The 16437-nt window shown below is 73.6% G+C and carries 16 protein-coding genes; 14 read left to right on the top strand and 2 right to left on the bottom strand.

The window, feature by feature from the left end; all coding sequences use genetic code 11:
- From pafA to hisF, 3 genes are all read left to right on the top strand, one after another.
- Positions 1–1362 (top strand): Pup--protein ligase, encoded by a 1362-nt coding sequence (pafA, locus tag OEB99_RS10830; protein ID WP_263510062.1) that lies wholly within the window; start codon positions 1–3, stop codon positions 1360–1362.
- Positions 1363–1502: 140 nt separating this feature from the next.
- Positions 1503–2363, top strand: a complete 861-nt coding sequence (locus OEB99_RS10825) for an FKBP-type peptidyl-prolyl cis-trans isomerase (RefSeq protein WP_263510061.1) — start codon at positions 1503–1505, stop codon at positions 2361–2363.
- Between the two features lie 2 nt (positions 2364–2365).
- On the top strand, positions 2366–3133 hold the full coding sequence (hisF, locus tag OEB99_RS10820) for an imidazole glycerol phosphate synthase subunit HisF (RefSeq protein WP_263510060.1): 768 nt from the start codon (positions 2366–2368) through the stop codon (positions 3131–3133).
- Positions 3134–3163: 30 nt separating this feature from the next.
- Here the strand turns inward: hisF and OEB99_RS10815 are convergent, their stop codons facing one another.
- Positions 3164–4507 (bottom strand): aspartate aminotransferase family protein, encoded by a 1344-nt coding sequence (locus OEB99_RS10815; RefSeq protein ID WP_263510059.1) that lies wholly within the window; start codon positions 4505–4507, stop codon positions 3164–3166.
- Positions 4508–4667: 160 nt separating this feature from the next.
- On the bottom strand, positions 4668–5225 hold the full coding sequence (locus OEB99_RS10810) for a hypothetical protein (protein ID WP_263510058.1): 558 nt from the start codon (positions 5223–5225) through the stop codon (positions 4668–4670).
- Between the two features lie 336 nt (positions 5226–5561).
- Between OEB99_RS10810 and OEB99_RS10805 the strand changes: the two genes are divergently transcribed.
- The 11 genes from OEB99_RS10805 to lgt all read left to right on the top strand — a co-directional run bounded on the left by OEB99_RS10805 (position 5562) and on the right by lgt (position 16324).
- Positions 5562–7310 (top strand): ABC transporter ATP-binding protein, encoded by a 1749-nt coding sequence (locus OEB99_RS10805; protein WP_263510130.1) that lies wholly within the window; start codon positions 5562–5564, stop codon positions 7308–7310.
- On the top strand, positions 7307–9079 hold the full coding sequence (locus OEB99_RS10800) for an ABC transporter ATP-binding protein (protein ID WP_263510057.1): 1773 nt from the start codon (positions 7307–7309) through the stop codon (positions 9077–9079). The genes OEB99_RS10805 and OEB99_RS10800 overlap by 4 nt, the downstream gene beginning before the upstream one ends.
- Positions 9080–9183: 104 nt before the next feature.
- The gene (locus tag OEB99_RS10795; RefSeq protein ID WP_263510056.1) at positions 9184–9579 is read left to right on the top strand and encodes a cupin domain-containing protein; all 396 of its coding nucleotides are present in this window, start codon (positions 9184–9186) and stop codon (positions 9577–9579) included.
- Between the two features lie 77 nt (positions 9580–9656).
- Positions 9657–10007, top strand: a complete 351-nt coding sequence (gene hisI, locus OEB99_RS10790; protein WP_318011404.1) for a phosphoribosyl-AMP cyclohydrolase — start codon at positions 9657–9659, stop codon at positions 10005–10007.
- Positions 10004–11554 carry an anthranilate synthase component I gene (locus tag OEB99_RS10785; RefSeq protein WP_263510055.1) on the top strand — a complete coding sequence of 517 codons (1551 nt, stop codon included), beginning with the start codon at positions 10004–10006 and terminating at the stop codon, positions 11552–11554. The genes hisI and OEB99_RS10785 overlap by 4 nt, the downstream gene beginning before the upstream one ends.
- Positions 11551–12114: a Trp biosynthesis-associated membrane protein gene (locus tag OEB99_RS10780; RefSeq protein ID WP_263510054.1), complete on the top strand. Its 564-nt coding sequence runs from the start codon at positions 11551–11553 to the stop codon at positions 12112–12114. The genes OEB99_RS10785 and OEB99_RS10780 overlap by 4 nt, the downstream gene beginning before the upstream one ends.
- A gap of 37 nt (positions 12115–12151) precedes the next feature.
- Positions 12152–12421: an HGxxPAAW family protein gene (locus tag OEB99_RS10775; protein WP_263510053.1), complete on the top strand. Its 270-nt coding sequence runs from the start codon at positions 12152–12154 to the stop codon at positions 12419–12421.
- An 84-nt stretch (positions 12422–12505) separates the two neighbouring features.
- Entirely contained in the window at positions 12506–13318 is an 813-nt protein-coding gene (gene trpC, locus OEB99_RS10770) for an indole-3-glycerol phosphate synthase TrpC (RefSeq protein WP_263510052.1), read from the top strand.
- A gap of 41 nt (positions 13319–13359) precedes the next feature.
- Positions 13360–14619, top strand: coding sequence for a tryptophan synthase subunit beta (gene trpB / locus OEB99_RS10765; RefSeq protein WP_263510128.1), 1260 nt, complete (start codon positions 13360–13362; stop codon positions 14617–14619).
- Positions 14583–15419, top strand: coding sequence for a tryptophan synthase subunit alpha (gene trpA / locus OEB99_RS10760; protein WP_411910686.1), 837 nt, complete (start codon positions 14583–14585; stop codon positions 15417–15419). The genes trpB and trpA overlap by 37 nt, the downstream gene beginning before the upstream one ends.
- Positions 15416–16324 carry a prolipoprotein diacylglyceryl transferase gene (gene lgt, locus OEB99_RS10755; protein WP_263510050.1) on the top strand — a complete coding sequence of 303 codons (909 nt, stop codon included), beginning with the start codon at positions 15416–15418 and terminating at the stop codon, positions 16322–16324. The genes trpA and lgt overlap by 4 nt, the downstream gene beginning before the upstream one ends.
- Positions 16325–16437: the final 113 nt, after the last annotated feature.

The following is a 16437-nucleotide window of genomic DNA, read 5'->3' as shown; positions in this document are numbered from 1 at the left end:
GTGGACCGCAGGATCTTCGGGCTCGAGACCGAGTACGGCGTCACCTGTGCGGTCTCGCACGGTCGCGGGCTGTCGGCCGACGAGGTCGCGCGCTACCTGTTCCGCAAGGTCGTGGCCTGGGGCCGGTCGTCGAACGTCTTCCTGCGCAACGGCTCGCGGCTGTACCTCGACGTCGGCTCGCACCCGGAGTACGCGACCGCCGAGTGCGACTCGCTGCGTCAGCTCGTCGCGCACGACCGCGGTGGTGAGCTGGTCCTCGAGGGCCTCGTGGCGGACGCGCAGCAGCGCCTCGAGCACGAGAGCGTCCCGGGCACGATCCACCTGTTCAAGAACAACACCGACTCGGCCGGCAACTCCTACGGGTGCCACGAGAACTACCTGGTGCGCCGACGGGGCGACTTCGGCCGGATCGCCGACGTGCTCGTGCCGTTCCTGATCACCCGGCAGGTGCTGACCGGGGCCGGGAAGGTGCTCCCCACCCCGCGCGGTGCGGTCTTCACGCTGTCCCAGCGCGCGGACCACATCTGGGAGTCGGTCTCCAGCGCGACGACCCGGTCGCGGCCGATCATCAACACGCGGGACGAGCCGCACGCCGACGCCGAGCAGTACCGGCGGTTGCACGTGATCGTCGGCGACTCCTCGATGTCGGAGACCACGACCTTGCTCAAGGTCGGCGCGACCGACCTGGTGCTGCGGATGGTCGAGGCCGGCCTGCCGATGCGGGACATCGGGCTGGAGAACCCGATGCGGGCGATCCGGGAGATCAGCCACGACCTCACCGGCACGGCACCGGTGACCCTCGCCAGCGGCCGGACCGCGAGCGCGCTCGACCTCCAGGACGAGCTGTTCGCGCGGGCCGCGGAGTTCGCCGAGGCCGAGCTGGACCTCACCGACGATCAGCGTCGGGTGCTCGACCTGTGGGGTCGCGGCCTGGCCGCGGTGCGCTCGGGCGACCTCGCCGCGGTGGAGCGCGAGCTGGACTGGGTGATCAAGCTTCGGCTCGTTCAGCGCTACCAGGCCAAGCACGGCATCACGCTCGACGACCCCCGGATCGCCCGCCTCGACCTCGCGTACCACGACATCTCGCGCACCGAGGGTCTGTACCACCTGCTGTCCCAGCGCGGACTGGTGGAGCGGGTCATCACCGACGTCGAGGCGTTCGAGGCCACCGCCGTCCCACCGCAGACGACCCGCGCGAAGCTGCGGGGCGACTTCGTCCGGCGCGCCCAGGAGGCCCGACGCGACTACACGGTCGACTGGGTCCACCTGAAGCTCAACGACCAGGCGCAGCGCACCGTGCTGTGCAAGGACCCGTTCGCCAACGTGGACGAGCGCGTGGACCGGCTCCTCGAGTCGATGTGACCACGCGGGCCACCTGCGACCCGGCCGTTCGGATGTGAACGGTCCGTGTGGGCCGGGTGAGCACCCGAACCGGCCGGCGGGGTGGTCGGAGGCCAGCGGTTACAGTTCTCGCGCCAGGTTCGTCGCGGGAGGAGAGATGAGTGCGTCGCGTCACCGTGCTGCTCGTCGCGCTCGTGCTCGCGACCACGGCCGCGTGCACGCCGGCGAACGAGACGCCGCCCGACGTCCAGGTCAGCGGTGACCCCGGGTCGGCGCCCGAGCTGAGCTTCCCGACGCCCTACGCGGTCCCCACCCAGCGGGTCGAGGTCCTCGTACCGGGTGACGGCCCCGCGCTCGAGCCCGGCCAGCCGGTGCTGCTCGACTTCTACGCGGAGTCCGCCGAGGACGCGTCGGTGATCGGCGACACCTACAGCTCAGAGCCACGACCGTTCGTCATGTCCGCCGAGGCGCTCGGCCCCGACCTGTTCGCCGCGCTGAGCGGCCAGTCCGTGGGCGCGAGGATCCTCCAGCTCGCGCCCGCGCGGCAGGGCTACCCGGCGACCGTGGCGGTCTACGACGTCCTGCCGACCCGGGCCACCGGTGAGCCGGTCACACCGCGCGAGGGTCTGCCCACGGTCACCCTCGCCGCCGACGGTGAGCCCACGATCACCATGCCCGACGGCGATCCGCCGTCCGAGAACGTCGTGCAGCCCCTGATCCGCGGTTCCGGGCCCCAGGTCCAGGCCGGCCAGGCCGTGACGGTGCAGTACGTCGGGGCCACCTGGACCGACGGCACCGTGTTCGACTCGACCTGGACCGACGACAAGCTCCCCGCCACGTTCCCGATCGGCGTCGGGTCGGTGCCGGACGGCTGGGACGAGGGCATCGTCGAGCAGACCGTGGGCAGCCAGGTGCTCCTCGTCCTGCCACCCGGGCAGGGTGGCGAGGCAGGGCTGAACGACCAGACGCTGGTGTACGTGGTGGACATCCTGGCCGCGAGCGGCGGCCCTGAAGGGAGCTGACCGTGGCGGTCGCCGTACGCGTGATCCCCTGCCTGGACGTCGACGCCGGGCGGGTGGTCAAGGGTGTGAACTTCGCCGACCTGCGCGACGCCGGCGACCCGGTCGAGCTGGCCAGGCGCTACGACGCCGAGGGCGCCGACGAGATCACCTTCCTCGACGTGTCGGCGTCCTCCGGGAACCGGGAGACCACCTACGACGTGGTGCGACGCACCGCCGGGGAGGTGTTCGTGCCGCTCACGGTGGGCGGTGGCGTGCGGTCCGTCGCGGACGTCGACCGTCTGCTGCGCGAGGGTGCGGACAAGGTCGGTGTCAACACGGCCGCGATCGCACGGCCGGAGCTGGTCGCCGAGATCGCCGGGCAGTTCGGCTCCCAGGTGCTCGTCCTGTCGGTCGACGCGCGACGCGTGGTCGACGGGTCGACGCCGTCCGGCTACGAGGTCACCACGCACGGCGGCCGGACCGGGACGGGGATCGACGCGGTGTGGTGGGCCAAGCACGCCGTCGAGCTGGGTGCGGGCGAGGTGCTGCTCAACTCGATGGACGCCGACGGGACCACGAGCGGGTTCGACCTCGAGATGCTCGCCGATGTCCGCCGCGAGGTCGCGGTCCCGCTGATCGCCAGCGGCGGCGCCGGGACCGTCGAGCACTTCGTGGCCGCCGCGCGGGCCGGTGCGGACGCACTGCTCGCGGCGAGCGTGTTCCACTTCGGCACGCTGAGCGTCGGCGACGTGAAGGACGCGCTGCGCGCGGCCGCCGTCGAGGTGCGCTGAGCGCCTCCCGTCGCGCGGGGTCCGCCCCGATCAGGGCACCGAGGTGTCGCCGATCGCCTGGTCCAGGATCTCCAGCCCGAGGTCGATCTCGCTCTCGTCCGCGGTGAGCGGCGGGGCGATCCGGAAGGTGCCGCCCCAGCCGGGCATCTGGACCACGTTCATGTGCAGCCCGAGCTCGAAGCACCGCCGGGTGACGGCCGAACCGAGCGCATCGGCCGGCTGCTTCGACTCGCGGTCGGTCACGAGCTCGAGGCCCTGCAGCAGGCCGTGGCCGCGCACGTCACCGACGACACCGTGCCGCTGCTGGATCGTCCGCAGACCGTCGCCGAGCCGCTCGCCGAGGGCGGCCGCGCGCGCCACGAGCCCGTCCCGGGCCACGACGTCGAGCACGGTGAGGCCGACCGCGGCGACCAGCGGGTCGGACACGTGGGTCGTGTAGAAGAGGAACCCGCGCTCGTGCGCACGCTGCTCGATCTCCGCCGAGGTGACCACGGCGGCCAGCGGCAGGCCGGCACCGAGGGTCTTGGACAGGGTGAGGATGTCGGGGACGACGCCCTCGCGCTCGAACGCGTACATCAGGCCGGTGCGGCCGACGCCGGTCTGCGCCTCGTCGAGGATGAGCAGCATCCCGCGGTCGCGGCACTTCTCGGCGAGCGCGGCGAGGTAGCCGGGTGGTGGCACGACGACCCCGGCGGACGACAGGACCGGCTCGACCAGGCACGCCGCGAGGGCGCCGGTGGACTGCGCGTCGACGAGCGCGAAGCCGAGGTCGAGCTGGCGGCGCCAGTCGAGCTCGCCGTCCGGCCCGACGACGTCGGGGCGGTAGCGGTTCGGGGTCGGGATCGCGAGGTTGCCCGGTGCGACCGGGCCGTACCCGGCGCGCCGTGCCGAGTAGGTCGCGGCGGCGGCGCCCTGGGTCATGCCGTGCCACGACGCGGCGAACGACACCACCTCGTGCCCACCGGTGACCAGCTTGGCGAGCCGCAGCGCCGCCTCGTTCGACTCGGCGCCGGTGGTCAGCAGCAGGACCTTGTCCAGCGGGTCGGGCAAGGAGCCGGCGATCCGGCCGGCGAGGTCGATCACGGGGCGCGACAGCATGCCGGAGAACAGGTGGTCCAGCTCGCCGACCTGGCGCCGCACGGTGGCGACGACGTCCGGGTGGCTGTGCCCGAGGACCGCGCTCATCTGACCGGAGGTGAAGTCGAGCACCCGCCGGCCGGACTCGGTCACGACCCACGAGCCCTCGGCGCGGGCGATCACCTCCGGCGTGAACGCTCCGCCGTAGCGCACCAGGTGCGTCTCGGGGGGCGTCCCGGGTCGGGCCGCGGGTGTGGTCTCGGTGGACAGGGGCACGGGTGCAGGTCCGATCGGCACGGCGGTGAGGCTAGCCGTGCCGTGTTACGGGCGTGCGGCAGGTGCGTGTGCAGGTCCGGTGCAGCGCGGTGCCGTGCAGGGCGGTGCCGTGCAGGGCGGTGCCGTGCAGGGCGGTGCCGTGCGGGGCGGCGGTCCGCGCTGCGCGTGCGCCCGAGCGCGCCTAGCCGGTCGGCTCCCACCGCCGCAGGTGCGTCTTGCCCGGCTCACCGGTCCCGCCGACGCCCGTCCGCGGGCTCCGACGAGGCTCGGTGATCGGAAGGTCGGTGCTCCTCCCCGGGCCGCCGGGGCCGGTGGTGGGGCTCGCCGCCTCGACCGTGCTGGGCAGGTGACCGCTCGCTCCGGGGCCGGTGGTCGGGCTGGACCGGTGCGCACTCCTCGGGTGCTCGCCGCTGACTCCGGGCCCGCCGCTGGGGCTCAGGGCCGAGCCGTAGTGCTCCACCAGCCGTGCCTCGTCGTCGGGCGCGATCGTGTCCTGCGCGGTGAGCGCCGGGGCGTCGCGGACCAGCTCGACGGGCACGTCCAGCTCGAGGACGGCGTCGTGCACCCACGACCCGGACAGCGGGGCCAGCCGGTCGTCCGTCGAGCCGTGCACCACGACCCAGGCGGCGTTCCCGGTCCAGTCGTCGACGTAGACGTCGGCTGCCGTGCCCATGGCCGCGCCGCTGTGGTCCACCACCTCGGTTCCGGCAAGCGTGCGGATCTCGTCCACAGTGACCATGTCGACTCCTCTCCTGGTACCACCCGCTCGTGGCGCGCGGGACACCGTGACATGAGTCGCTACTTCCATCGAAGGACGCCACCTCGAAGATCGCAAGCGGCCGTCGGAGCGTGCGGAGGCACCGACTGTCGGCGCGGCGACCTAGGATGTTCAGGTCCCGGTACTCCTCTGACCGGGGCACCCCCCACCGTTCGGCGTGCCGCGCCGTGCGCGCGGTCGCGCCCGACCGCCGCCCGCGCCCGCGCCCCGTCAGGCAGGAGACCCGTGAGCACCGACCGCAGGCACACGCTGCCGGGCGGGCCCGTCCGCAGGGGCTTCCTGCTGATCTGGCGGGGGATGGCCGCGCACCCGAGGACGTACGTGGTCGCGGTGCTCACCTCGGGGCTGTTCGGCGCGCTCACGGTCGGGGTCAGCCAGGTGCTGGGTCGCGTGACCGACTCGGTCGTGGTGCCGGCGATCGGTGGCGACGCGGAGGCCCGCGACGCCTTGTGGCTGGCGGGTCTCGCCCTGCTCGGCGTCGCCGTGACCCTGGCGCTCGCCGTCGCCGGCAGGCGGATCTACGCGGGCCGCGGGTACGCGGACATCGGCGCCGACCACCGTCGTGGCGTGACCCGGCAGTACCTGAGGCTGCCGATGTCCTGGCACCGGGCGCACCCGACCGGCCAGCTCCTGGCGAACGCGTCCTCGGACGTCGAGGCGGCCACCGGGGTGTTCAACCCGGTGCCGTTCGCCATCGGCGTGGTCGTGATGATCGTCGTCGCTGCCGTCGCGCTGTTCAGCACCGACGTGTGGCTCGCGGTCACCGCGCTGACCGTGCTGCCGCTGGCCGTCGTCGCGAACCTCGTGTTCCAGCGCCGGATGTCGCCGGCGGTGACGCGCGCCCAGCAGCTGCGTGCCGAGGTCTCCGACGTGGCGCACGAGTCGTTCGAGGCCGCCCTCCTGGTCAAGTCGCTCGGCACCGAGGACGTCGAGGAGCGGCGGTTCGCGCAGGCGACGGACCGTCTCCGCGCCGCGAACGTCCGGGTGGGCGTGGTGCGGGCCTTCTTCGACCCGGTGATCGAGCTCCTGCCGAGCGCCGGGACGCTGGCCGTGCTGGCGGTCGGCGCGGCACGGCTGCGTGCCGGCGCGATCGAGACCGGTGACGTGGTGGGTGCCGCGTACCTGCTCGCGCTCATGGCGGTGCCGGTCCGGGCGTTCGGCTGGGTGCTGGGGGAGCTGCCTCGTGCGCTGGTCGGCCACGACCGGATCTCGCGTGTGATGGACGCGGAGGGGGACCGGGCCGGGGGTACCGGTCACCTGCCGCGTGCCACCGGCGGGCTGCACGTCCGGGCCAGGGGCCTGGGTGTCGCGGTGCACGACTCGTCCGGTCGGCACGACCTGCTGCGCCGCGTGGACCTCGAGCTCGAGCCCGGGCGCGTGGTCGCGCTGGTCGGGTCGACCGGCTCGGGCAAGACCACGCTCTGCGGCGTGCTGGCGCGGCTGCACGACGTCGACTCCGGTGAGGTCCTGCTCGACGGCGTGCCGATCGGCGACGTGCGGGACGAGGACCTCACGGCCCAGGTCGCCCTCGTGGCGCAGCAGACCTTCATCTTCGAGGACAGCGTGCGGTCGAACGTGACCCTGGCCGACGTGGACGACCCGGCCGCACCCGACGACGACGCGGTCTGGGCGGCGCTCCGGCTCGCCAAGGTCGACGACGTCGTGCACGCGCTGCCCGGTGGGCTCGACGCGATGCTGGGGGAGCGTGGCGCGAACCTGTCCGGTGGCCAGCGCCAGCGCCTCGCGCTGGCCCGTGCGCTCGTGCGCAGGCCGCGGCTCCTCGTGCTGGACGACGCGACCTCGGCGGTCGACCCGCAGGTCGAGCGCGCGATCCTGCGCGGCCTGGCCGCCGGCGGCGCCGACGGCCCGACGGTGCTGCTCGTCGCGTACCGGATGTCCTCGGTGGCGCTCGCGCACGAGGTGGTGCACCTGGAGAACGGGTCGGTCGTGGACCGCGGCACGCACACCGAGCTGCTCGCGCGCGACCCGCGGTACCTCGAGCTCGCCACCGCCTACGAGACCGAGCGCGAGCGGAGGTCGGCATGAGCGTGCGACTGGACGCGACCTCGTCGCTGAGCGGGCGTGAGGTCCTGCGCCGCGGGCTGCAGGTGTCTCCCGAGCTCGTGCAGGGCGTGTGGATCACCCTGCTGCTCGCGGTGCTCGCCGCGGGCGGCCGCGTCGTGGTGCCGATGGCCGTGCAGCAGACCGTCGACACGGTGGTGCTCGGCGATGCCGGGGCCGGCCGGCTCGGGCTGCTGCTCGGCGGCGCGGCCGTCGCCCTGGTGATCACGGGCATCTGCTCGGCCCTGGTCAACGTCCGGCTCTTCCGGTCCAGCGAGGCAGGGCTCGCGCGGCTGCGCGTGACCGCCTTCCGGCACGTGCACGACCTCTCGGCGCTCACCCAGGGCACCGAGCGCCGAGGGAGCCTGGTGTCCCGGGTGACCTCGGACGTCGACACGATCTCGTTGTTCGTGCAGTGGGGCGGGATCATGCTGCTCGTCTCGGTGCTGCAGATCGTCGCCGCGACCGTGCTCATGGCGGCGTGGTCGTGGCAGCTCACGCTCGTGGTCTGGGCGACGTTCGTGCCGCTCGTGCTCATCCTGCGTCCCGCCCAGCTGCGGGTGTCCGCCGCCTACGCGCGCGTGCGCCAGTCGATGGGCGCGATGCTCGGTGCGATCTCCGAGGCCGTGGTCGGCGCGGAGACCGTGCGCGCCTACGGGGTGGAGCAGCGCACCCAGCGGCGGATCGACGGAGCGATCCACGACTGGCGCCAGGCCCAGGTGACGGCGCAGAACCGGGTCGCGACCGTCTTCTCCAGCGGGGTCCTGGTGGCCAACGGCGTGCTCGCCGTGGTGGTCGTGGTCGGGACGCTGCTGGGCATCGGTGGCGGGTTGAGCGCCGGGCGGTTGCTCGCCTTCCTCTTCCTGGTCCAGCTGTTCACCGGCCCGGTGCAGATGGCCACGGAGATCCTCAACGAGCTGCAGAACGCGCTCGCGGGCTGGCGCCGCGTGCTCGGGGTGATCGACACGCCGGTCGAGATCGCCGACCCCGACGGCGGAGGCCGGGGCACCGCGCGGGGTGCCGCCCGGGTCGAGCTCGACGGTGTCGAGTTCGCCTACCCGGACGGTCCGACGGTCCTGCACGACGTCCACCTGGACGTCCCCGCCACGACCAAGGTCGCCGTGGTGGGAGCGACCGGCTCCGGCAAGACGACGCTCGCGAAGCTGGTCACCCGACTGGTCGACCCGGCCGCCGGCCGGGTCCTGCTGGACGGTGCGGACCTGCGTGACCTGTCCCTCGCGGCCCTGCGCGAGCGCGTGGTGCTGGTCCCGCAGGAGGGCTTCCTGTTCGACGGGACGCTCGCGGACAACGTGGCGTACGGAGCACGCGGCGCTGACCCGGGCGACCTGGGTCGGGTGTTCGACGAGCTCGGCCTGACGGACTGGCTGGCCACGTTGCCCGACGGCCTCGGCACCGAGGTGGGTCAGCGCGGCGAGCGGCTGTCGGCGGGGGAGCGTCAGCTGGTCGCGCTGGCCCGGGCGCACCTGGCCGGGGCCGACCTGCTCGTGCTGGACGAGGCGACGAGCGCGGTGGACCCGGCGACCGAGGTGCGGATCGCGCGCGCGATGTCCGAGCTGACCGCCGGCCGGACCACGATCACGATCGCCCACCGACTGTCCACGGCCGAGGCGGCCGACCTCGTGGTCGTCGTGGATGCCGGCCGGGTGGTCCAGGTCGGTCCGCACGCCGAGCTGGTCGCGCAGGCCGGCCCGTACGCGGCGATGCACGACGCCTGGCTGGCTCAGACCAGCTGAGCGGCGTCCGACCACCGCCGGGGCGGCGCCTTCTGGCGAGCGCGGGGCGGGTGTAGCGTCGAGAGCCCGGGAACGGCCCCGGGGCCTCGGGCGCGGGAGGTCCCATGTCGGGTGTCACGGCGAAGTCGTTCAACGTCCCGGACGAGCAGCGGACACCACCGAGCACCACGGTCGACGTCGTCCACCTCGGCACCCACCACGTCGCGCGGTTGACGTTCCAGCCCGGGTGGCAGTGGTCCGTGGACGTCGCCCCCGTCGTCGGGACCAGGTACTGCCAGGTGCGTCACGTCGGGTCCGTCCAGTCCGGCCGGATCCACGTCGTGCACGCGGACGGCAGCGTGGCCGACCTCGGCGTCGGCGACGCGTACGTCATCGAGCCCGACCACGACGCGTGGGTCGTGGGGGACGACCCGGTCGTGGTGGTGGAGTTCGAGAGCGCCGCGGTCTACGGGCGGGCGTCGGCGGGCATCGACGCCCGCCACATCCCGGAGAACGACTGACCTTCGCCCGCCGAGCGGGGCGCCCGAGCGCTGGGCGTACCGCACGGGGCGCGAGCCTGCCGTGGCAGGATCGTCCGGTGACTCTCGACCCCACGGTGGCATCCCGGCTCAAGCGGGACGCGGCGGGCCTGGTGGCCGCTGTCGTCCAGCAGCACGACACCGGCGAGGTCCTCATGGTCGGCTGGATGGACGACGAGGCCCTGCACCGGACCCTGACGACCGGTCGCGTGACGTTCTGGAGCCGGTCCCGTCAGGAGTACTGGCGCAAGGGGGACACCTCGGGTCACGTGCAGCACGTCCACTCGGTCCAGCTCGACTGCGACGGTGACGCCGTGCTCGTGAAGGTCGAGCAGGTCGGCGCGGCTTGCCACACGGGTGCGCACAGCTGCTTCGACGCCGGCGGTGACCTCGCGGCGGTGCGCGGATGACGCCGACCGCGCCCACGCCGCTGCCCTGGGGCGTCATCTGGCCGACGCTGCCCGAGTTCCGTGAGCTCGCCGCCGGGCGACGGGTGATCCCGGTGGTGCGCCGGCTGCTCGCGGACGAGGTCACGCCGGTGGGGCTGTACCGGACCCTGGCCCAGGGGCGCCCGGGCACCTTCGTGCTGGAGTCCGCCGAGGTGGACGGCACGTGGGCGCGGTGGTCCTTCGTGGGTGTCTCGTCTCGGGCGACGCTCTCGGTGCTGGACGGTGCGCCGCACTGGACCGGCGACGTGCCGATCGGTGTGCCGACCGAGGGCGACGTGCTCGACGTGGTCGCCGGGACGCTCGAGGCGTTGCGCACGCCGGCGATCGAGGGGCTCCCGCCGCTCACCGGCGGCCTGGTGGGCGTCCTCGGCTGGGAGATCGTGCGGCACTGGGAGCCGACCCTGCCGGCCAAGGCGCCGGACGAGCTCGGTGTGCCCGAGCTGCTGCTCTGCCTGGCCGCCGACCTCGCGGTCGTCGACCACGTGGACGGCTCGGTGTGGCTGATCGCCAACGCCATCAACACCGACAACACCGACCGGCGGGTGGACGAGGCGCATGCCGACGCGGTCGCGCGGCTCGACGCGATGCAGGCCGCCCTCGCGCACCCGGCCACGTCGGCACCGCTCGTGGTGGCGGACGTCGCGGAGCCGGAGATCGAGTTCCGCTCCCGCCAGACGGAGTTCGAGGACGCCGTGCGCAGCGGCAAGGAGGCCATCCGCGACGGTGAGGTCTTCCAGGTGGTGCTCTCCCAGCGCGCCGACCTCGACTGCCCGGCCGACCCGTTCGACGTCTACCGGGTGCTGCGCACGCTCAACCCGAGCCCGTACATGTACTACCTGCACCTGCAGGACCCGCAGGGCCGGGACCTCGCGGTCGTCGGTTCCAGCCCCGAGACGCTGGTGCGGGTCGAGGACGGGCGGGTCATGACCTACCCGATCGCCGGGTCGCGCCCGCGTGGCGCGACGGCCGAGGAGGACGCCGAGCTCGCGGTCGACCTGCTGGCCGACCCGAAGGAGCGCGCCGAGCACCTCATGCTCGTCGACCTGTCCCGGAACGACCTGGTGAAGGTGTGCGAGCCGACCAGCGTCGAGGTGGTCGACTTCATGGCGGTCAAGCGGTTCAGCCACATCGCGCACCTGTGCTCGACGGTGGTGGGGAGGTTGCGCCCCGGCGCGACGGCGCTGCAGACGCTGGTCGCGACGTTCCCCGCGGGGACGCTGTCGGGTGCCCCGAAGCCACGGGCCATCGCCCTGATCGACGAGCTCGAGCCGGCCGGTCGCGGGATCTACGGCGGCACGGTCGGGTACTTCGACTTCGCGGGTGACATGGACATGGCGATCGCGATCCGCACCGCGATGATCCGCGACGGCCGGGCGAGCGTCCAGGCCGGCGCCGGGATCGTCGCCGACTCCGTGCCGACCAGCGAGTGGCACGAGGCCCAGAACAAGGCGGCGGCGGCGGTCCGGGCGGTCCAGGTCGCCGCCCGGCTGCGCCCGGTGGGCCCATGAGCCGCCGGCAGGCCGTCTGGGCGTTGCTGGCGGTGGCCGTCGCGGTGCTCGCGACCGGTGCGCCGGTCTGGGTGCACGGGACGACCACGAGTGCGGTGCAGGCGGTGGTGACCGTCCAGGCGACCGGGTCCGAGGTCGCCCCTGGGGTCGGGGCCGGTGGGCTCGTGATCGCGGCAGCGGCGCTCGCCCTCGCGCTCGGGCGCCGCGTCGGGGCGATCCTCGCCGCGGTGGTCGCGGCGCTGGGTGGGGTGCTCGTGACGGTGTCGGCGCTGGGCGCCGCCTCGCGCGCGACGACGGTGCTCGCCTCGACGGCGGCCGACCGGGTCGGCGTCGGTGACGTGGGTGACGTCGTCGTCGGGCTGTGGCCGTGGGTCGCGGCGGCGCTCGGTCTGGCCGCCGTCCTGGTCGCGGTCGGCACCGTCGTGTGGTCACGGCGTTGGCAGGGGCCGACGGCGCGGCACGAGGTGGCGCCTCGCGACGCGGGCGAGCAGACCTCCGGCGGCACCGTCGACGCCGGTGAGGCCTGGGATGCGCTCACTCGCGGAGAAGACCCGACGTGATGCGGTTATCCTCGGCACACCGACGGACGGAGGAGCGATGACCGAGACGAGTGGCGGGCGCGAGCAGGCCAACCTGCCCGTGAGTGCGCCGCCGGCCAACCACGGCAACACGCTCGCGGCGTGGGTGACCGTGGTGATCATCCTGATCGGCGGTCTGACCTCCACCCTGTCGATCATGTTCTCCGTCATGCCGCTGTTCTGGGTGGGCCTCGGTGTCGTCCTGGTCGGCCTCGTGGTCGGCAAGGTCATGCGGATGCTCGGGATGGGCCAGCCCACCGGGGCGAGCAGTTCCACCGCGGGCGCCTGACGGTCTCGCGGATCGGGCAGGTCGGGGACCCTCCGCGGCTCGCCCTACGATGGCCGTGAGGCCGGACGAGGGGAGGCGGGACGCGTGACCGTGCTGGACGACATCATCGCCGGGGTCAGGCTTGACCTCGCCGAGCGCGAGGCAGCGACACCGCTCTCCGCGGTCAAGGAACGGGCGGCCCGCATCCCGGGCGCCAAGGACGCGCTCTCCCAGCTGCACGACCCCGCGGCCGTCGGGGTCATCGCGGAGGTCAAGCGCTCCAGCCCGTCGAAGGGAGCGCTCGCACCGATCTCCGACCCGGCGGCCCTCGCGGCGGAGTACGAGGCGGGCGGGGCGGCCGTGATCTCGGTGCTCACCGAGCAGCGCCGGTTCGGCGGGACCCTGGCGGACCTCGACGCGGTCCGGGCCGCGGTGGACGTGCCCGTGCTCCGCAAGGACTTCGTGGTCACGCCGTACCAGGTCTGGGAGGCCCGGGCGCACGGCGCCGACCTCGTCCTGCTCATCGTCGCGGCGCTCGAGCAGACGGTGCTGACCTCGCTCGTCGAGCGGGTGCACTCGCTCGGGATGACCGCCCTGGTCGAGGTGCACGACGAGGTCGAGGTGGCCCGTGCGCTGGACGCCGGCGCGCGCTGCATCGGGGTCAACGCCCGCAACCTCAAGACCCTCGAGGTGGACCGCACGACCTTCGCGCGGCTCGCACCGCTGGTCCCGACCGGCGTGGTCCGGATCGCCGAGTCGGGCGTGCGCGGACCGCACGACGTGATGGACTACGCGCGCTCCGGAGCGGACGCGGTGCTCGTGGGCGAGTCCCTGGTGACCGGCAAGGATCCGCGCAGCGCGGTGGCCGACCTCGTGGCCGCGGGCGCGCACCCCTCGCTCCGGGCGGTCCGGCAGTGACCGAGGCCGGGCCCCGTGGCGGTGCCCGCGCCTCCGACGCGCTGCACCGAGCCGTGAGCGCGCTCGGCGAGCGCGGACCGCTGAGCGACCAGTCCGGGCCGTACTTCGGTGCCTTCGGCGGGCGCTTCGTGCCCGAGGCCCTGATCGCGGCGCTGGACGAGCTGGACACCGCGTACCACAAGGCCCTCGCGGACCCCGCGTTCGGTGCCGAGCTCGAGCGGCTGCACCGGACCTACACCGGCCGGCCGAGCCCGCTGACGGAGGTGCCCCGGTTCGCGGCCCACGTCGGGCAGGGTGCGCGGGTCTTCCTCAAGCGCGAGGACCTCAACCACACCGGGTCGCACAAGATCAACAACGTGCTCGGTCAGGCGCTGCTGGTCAAGCGGATGGGCAAGAAGCGGGTCATCGCGGAGACCGGCGCGGGCCAGCACGGCGTCGCCACGGCGACGGCGGCCGCCCTGCTCGACCTCGACTGCACCGTGTACATGGGCGAGGAGGACACCCGCCGCCAGGCGCTGAACGTCGCGCGGATGCGGCTGCTCGGCGCCGAGGTCGTCCCGGTGACGATCGGTTCGAGGACGCTCAAGGACGCGATCAACGAGGCCCTGCGCGACTGGGTCGCCAACGTGGAGACCACCCACTACCTGCTCGGCACGGTCACCGGACCGCACCCGTTCCCGGAGATGGTGCGGGACTTCCACCGGGTGATCGGCGAGGAGGCCCGGGCGCAGCTCGCCGAGGAGACCGGCCGGCTGCCGGACGCGGTCGCCGCGTGCGTCGGCGGCGGGTCGAACGCGATGGGCATCTTCAGCGCCTTCCTGGACGAGCCGACCGTGCGGCTGTTCGGTTTCGAGGCCGGCGGCGAGGGCGTGGAGACCGGACGCCACGCGGCGCGCTTCTCCGGTGGAGCGCCCGGGGTGCTGCACGGGGCCCGCTCGTACCTGCTGCAGGACCAGGACGGTCAGACCAGGCCGACCCACTCGGTCTCGGCCGGCCTGGACTACCCGAGCGTCGGCCCGGCGCACGCCTGGCTGCACGACCTCGGGCGGGCGGAGTACCAGCCGGTGACCGACGTCGAGGCGATGGACGCGTTCTCGCTGCTGTGCCGGACCGAGGGCATCATCCCCGCGATCGAGTCGGCGCACGCGCTGGCCGGCGCGCTCCGGCTCGGCCCGCAGTCGGCGCAGTGGGGGCTCGACCACCCGCCGCTGATCCTGGTGAACCTGTCCGGACGCGGGGACAAGGACGTGGCGACCGCGGGAGCATGGTTCGGTCTGCTGGACGAGACGGAGGACGAGTGAGCGGTACTGCCACCCGGCTGCGAGAGCTTCGCGACTCCGGGCGTGCCGCGCTGGTCGGCTACCTCCCGCTGGGCTACCCCGACGTCGCCGGCTCGGTCGAGGCCGCGAAGGCCATGGTCGACGCCGGCGTCGACATCGTCGAGCTCGGCGTGCCGTACACCGACCCGGTGATGGACGGCCCGACCATCCAGCGCGCGGTCGAGCACGCGCTGGAGACCGGTACGCGGGTGGCGCAGGTGTTCGGCGCGGTCGAGCAGATCGCCGCCACCGGCGCCCCGGTGCTCGTGATGACGTACTGGAACCCGGTGCTGCGCTATGGCGTCGACGCCTTCGCGCGCGACCTCGCCGCCGCGGGCGGTGCGGGCCTGATCACGCCGGACCTCATCCCGGACGAGGGCGCGGACTGGCTCGCGGCCTCCGACGCGCACGACCTCGACCGCGTGTTCCTGGTCGCGCCGAGCTCGACCACCGAGCGCCTCGCGCTCACCGCCGCGGCGAGCCGCGGCTTCGTCTACGCTGCCTCGACCATGGGTGTCACCGGAGCGCGCGCGACTGTCGGCGCCCAGGCCGCCCGGCTGGTGGCGGACACCCGTGCCGCCGGGGCGGAGCTGGTCTGCGTCGGGGTCGGCGTGAGCACGCCCGACCAGGCGGCCGAGGTGGCCGGGTACGCCGACGGCGTGATCGTGGGCAGCGCGCTGGTCCGGACGCTGCTCGACGCGCCGGACGCTGCGTCCGGCCGCCGCGCGCTGGGCGATCTCGCCGCGGCGCTCGCTGAAGGAGTCACGGGAGCACGCCGATGATCGCCGTCCAGGCGGCCGCCGAGGCCGCCAGCCGAGTCGCCACCGAGATCCCGAGCCCGTCGCAGTCGGTCTGGTACCTGGGTCCGCTGCCGATCCGGGCGTACGCCCTCGCGATCATGGTGGGGATCGTCGCGGCGATCATCATCACGCAGCGTCGGTGGGTCGCCCGCGGGGGAGACTCGGACACGGTGCTCGAGATCGCGTTCTGGGCGGTGCCGTTCGGCATCGTCGGCGGCCGGATCTACCACGTCATCACCTCGCCGGACGCGTACTTCGGCGTGGGGGGCGACCCGGTCCGTGCGCTGTTCATCTGGGAGGGCGGGCTCGGCATCTGGGGTGCCGTCGCACTCGGGGCGGTGGGCGCCTGGATCGGCTGCCGTCGCCAGGGCGTGCGGTTCGCGGTGTTCGCCGACTCGCTCGCCCCCGGCCTGCTCGTCGCGCAGGCGATCGGGCGGCTGGGCAACTGGTTCAACCAGGAGCTGTTCGGCGGCCCGACCACGCTCCCGTGGGGGCTGCGGATCGACCCCGACTCGCCGACCTTCCCGTCGCAGTACCCGCCGGACACGCTGTTCCACCCGACCTTCCTGTACGAGCTGCTGTGGAACCTGGCCGGCGCCGGCGTGCTGGTCTGGGCGGACCGCAAGTTCAAGCTCGGGCACGGACGGGTGTTCTGGCTCTACGTGATGATCTACACGACGGGTCGGCTGTGGATCGAGATGGTCCGGATCGACCCCGCGCACACCTTCCTCGGGCTGCGCATCAACGTCTGGACCTCGATCCTGGTCGGACTTGGTGCGCTGGTAGCCTTCGTCGTGGTCGGACGTCGTCACCCTGGGCGCGAGACCACGGTGCTCGTCGAGGCACCCGAGGAGCCGGCCGACCCCGCCGATCTCCCCGAGAGCTGAGGCGTACCCTTGCCTGACGAGCCACGCGGAACACTGCCCGCACGGCTGAAGGGCGGCGAACCAGCACGGTCGCCGCGGTTCGGGTCGATGACGCCCAGGACTTCCCATGACCA

Origin of the sequence: Actinotalea endophytica (assembly GCF_025717005.1) — a bacterium.
In the GTDB taxonomy this organism is placed as follows: Bacteria; Actinomycetota; Actinomycetes; order Actinomycetales; family Cellulomonadaceae; genus Actinotalea.
Note: the sequence above shows the minus strand (reverse complement) of the source record. Positions and strands in the feature narration are given on the sequence as shown.

Bases quoted from the DNA above. Each gene is read 5' to 3' on its own strand.
- OEB99_RS10810 (WP_263510058.1), bottom strand. From the start codon at position 5,225: ATGGTCACTGTGGACGAGATCCGCACGCTTGCCGGAACCGAGGTGGTG.
- OEB99_RS10805 (WP_263510130.1), top strand. From the start codon at position 5,562: ATGGCCGCGCACCCGAGGACGTACGTGGTCGCGGTGCTCACCTCGGGG.
- OEB99_RS10800 (WP_263510057.1), top strand. From the start codon at position 7,307: ATGAGCGTGCGACTGGACGCGACCTCGTCGCTGAGCGGGCGTGAGGTC.
- OEB99_RS10795 (WP_263510056.1), top strand. From the start codon at position 9,184: ATGTCGGGTGTCACGGCGAAGTCGTTCAACGTCCCGGACGAGCAGCGG.
- OEB99_RS10785 (WP_263510055.1), top strand. From the start codon at position 10,004: ATGACGCCGACCGCGCCCACGCCGCTGCCCTGGGGCGTCATCTGGCCG.
- OEB99_RS10780 (WP_263510054.1), top strand. From the start codon at position 11,551: ATGAGCCGCCGGCAGGCCGTCTGGGCGTTGCTGGCGGTGGCCGTCGCG.
- OEB99_RS10775 (WP_263510053.1), top strand. From the start codon at position 12,152: ATGACCGAGACGAGTGGCGGGCGCGAGCAGGCCAACCTGCCCGTGAGT.
- trpA (WP_411910686.1), top strand. From the start codon at position 14,583: ATGGTTCGGTCTGCTGGACGAGACGGAGGACGAGTGAGCGGTACTGCC.
- lgt (WP_263510050.1), top strand. From the start codon at position 15,416: ATGATCGCCGTCCAGGCGGCCGCCGAGGCCGCCAGCCGAGTCGCCACC.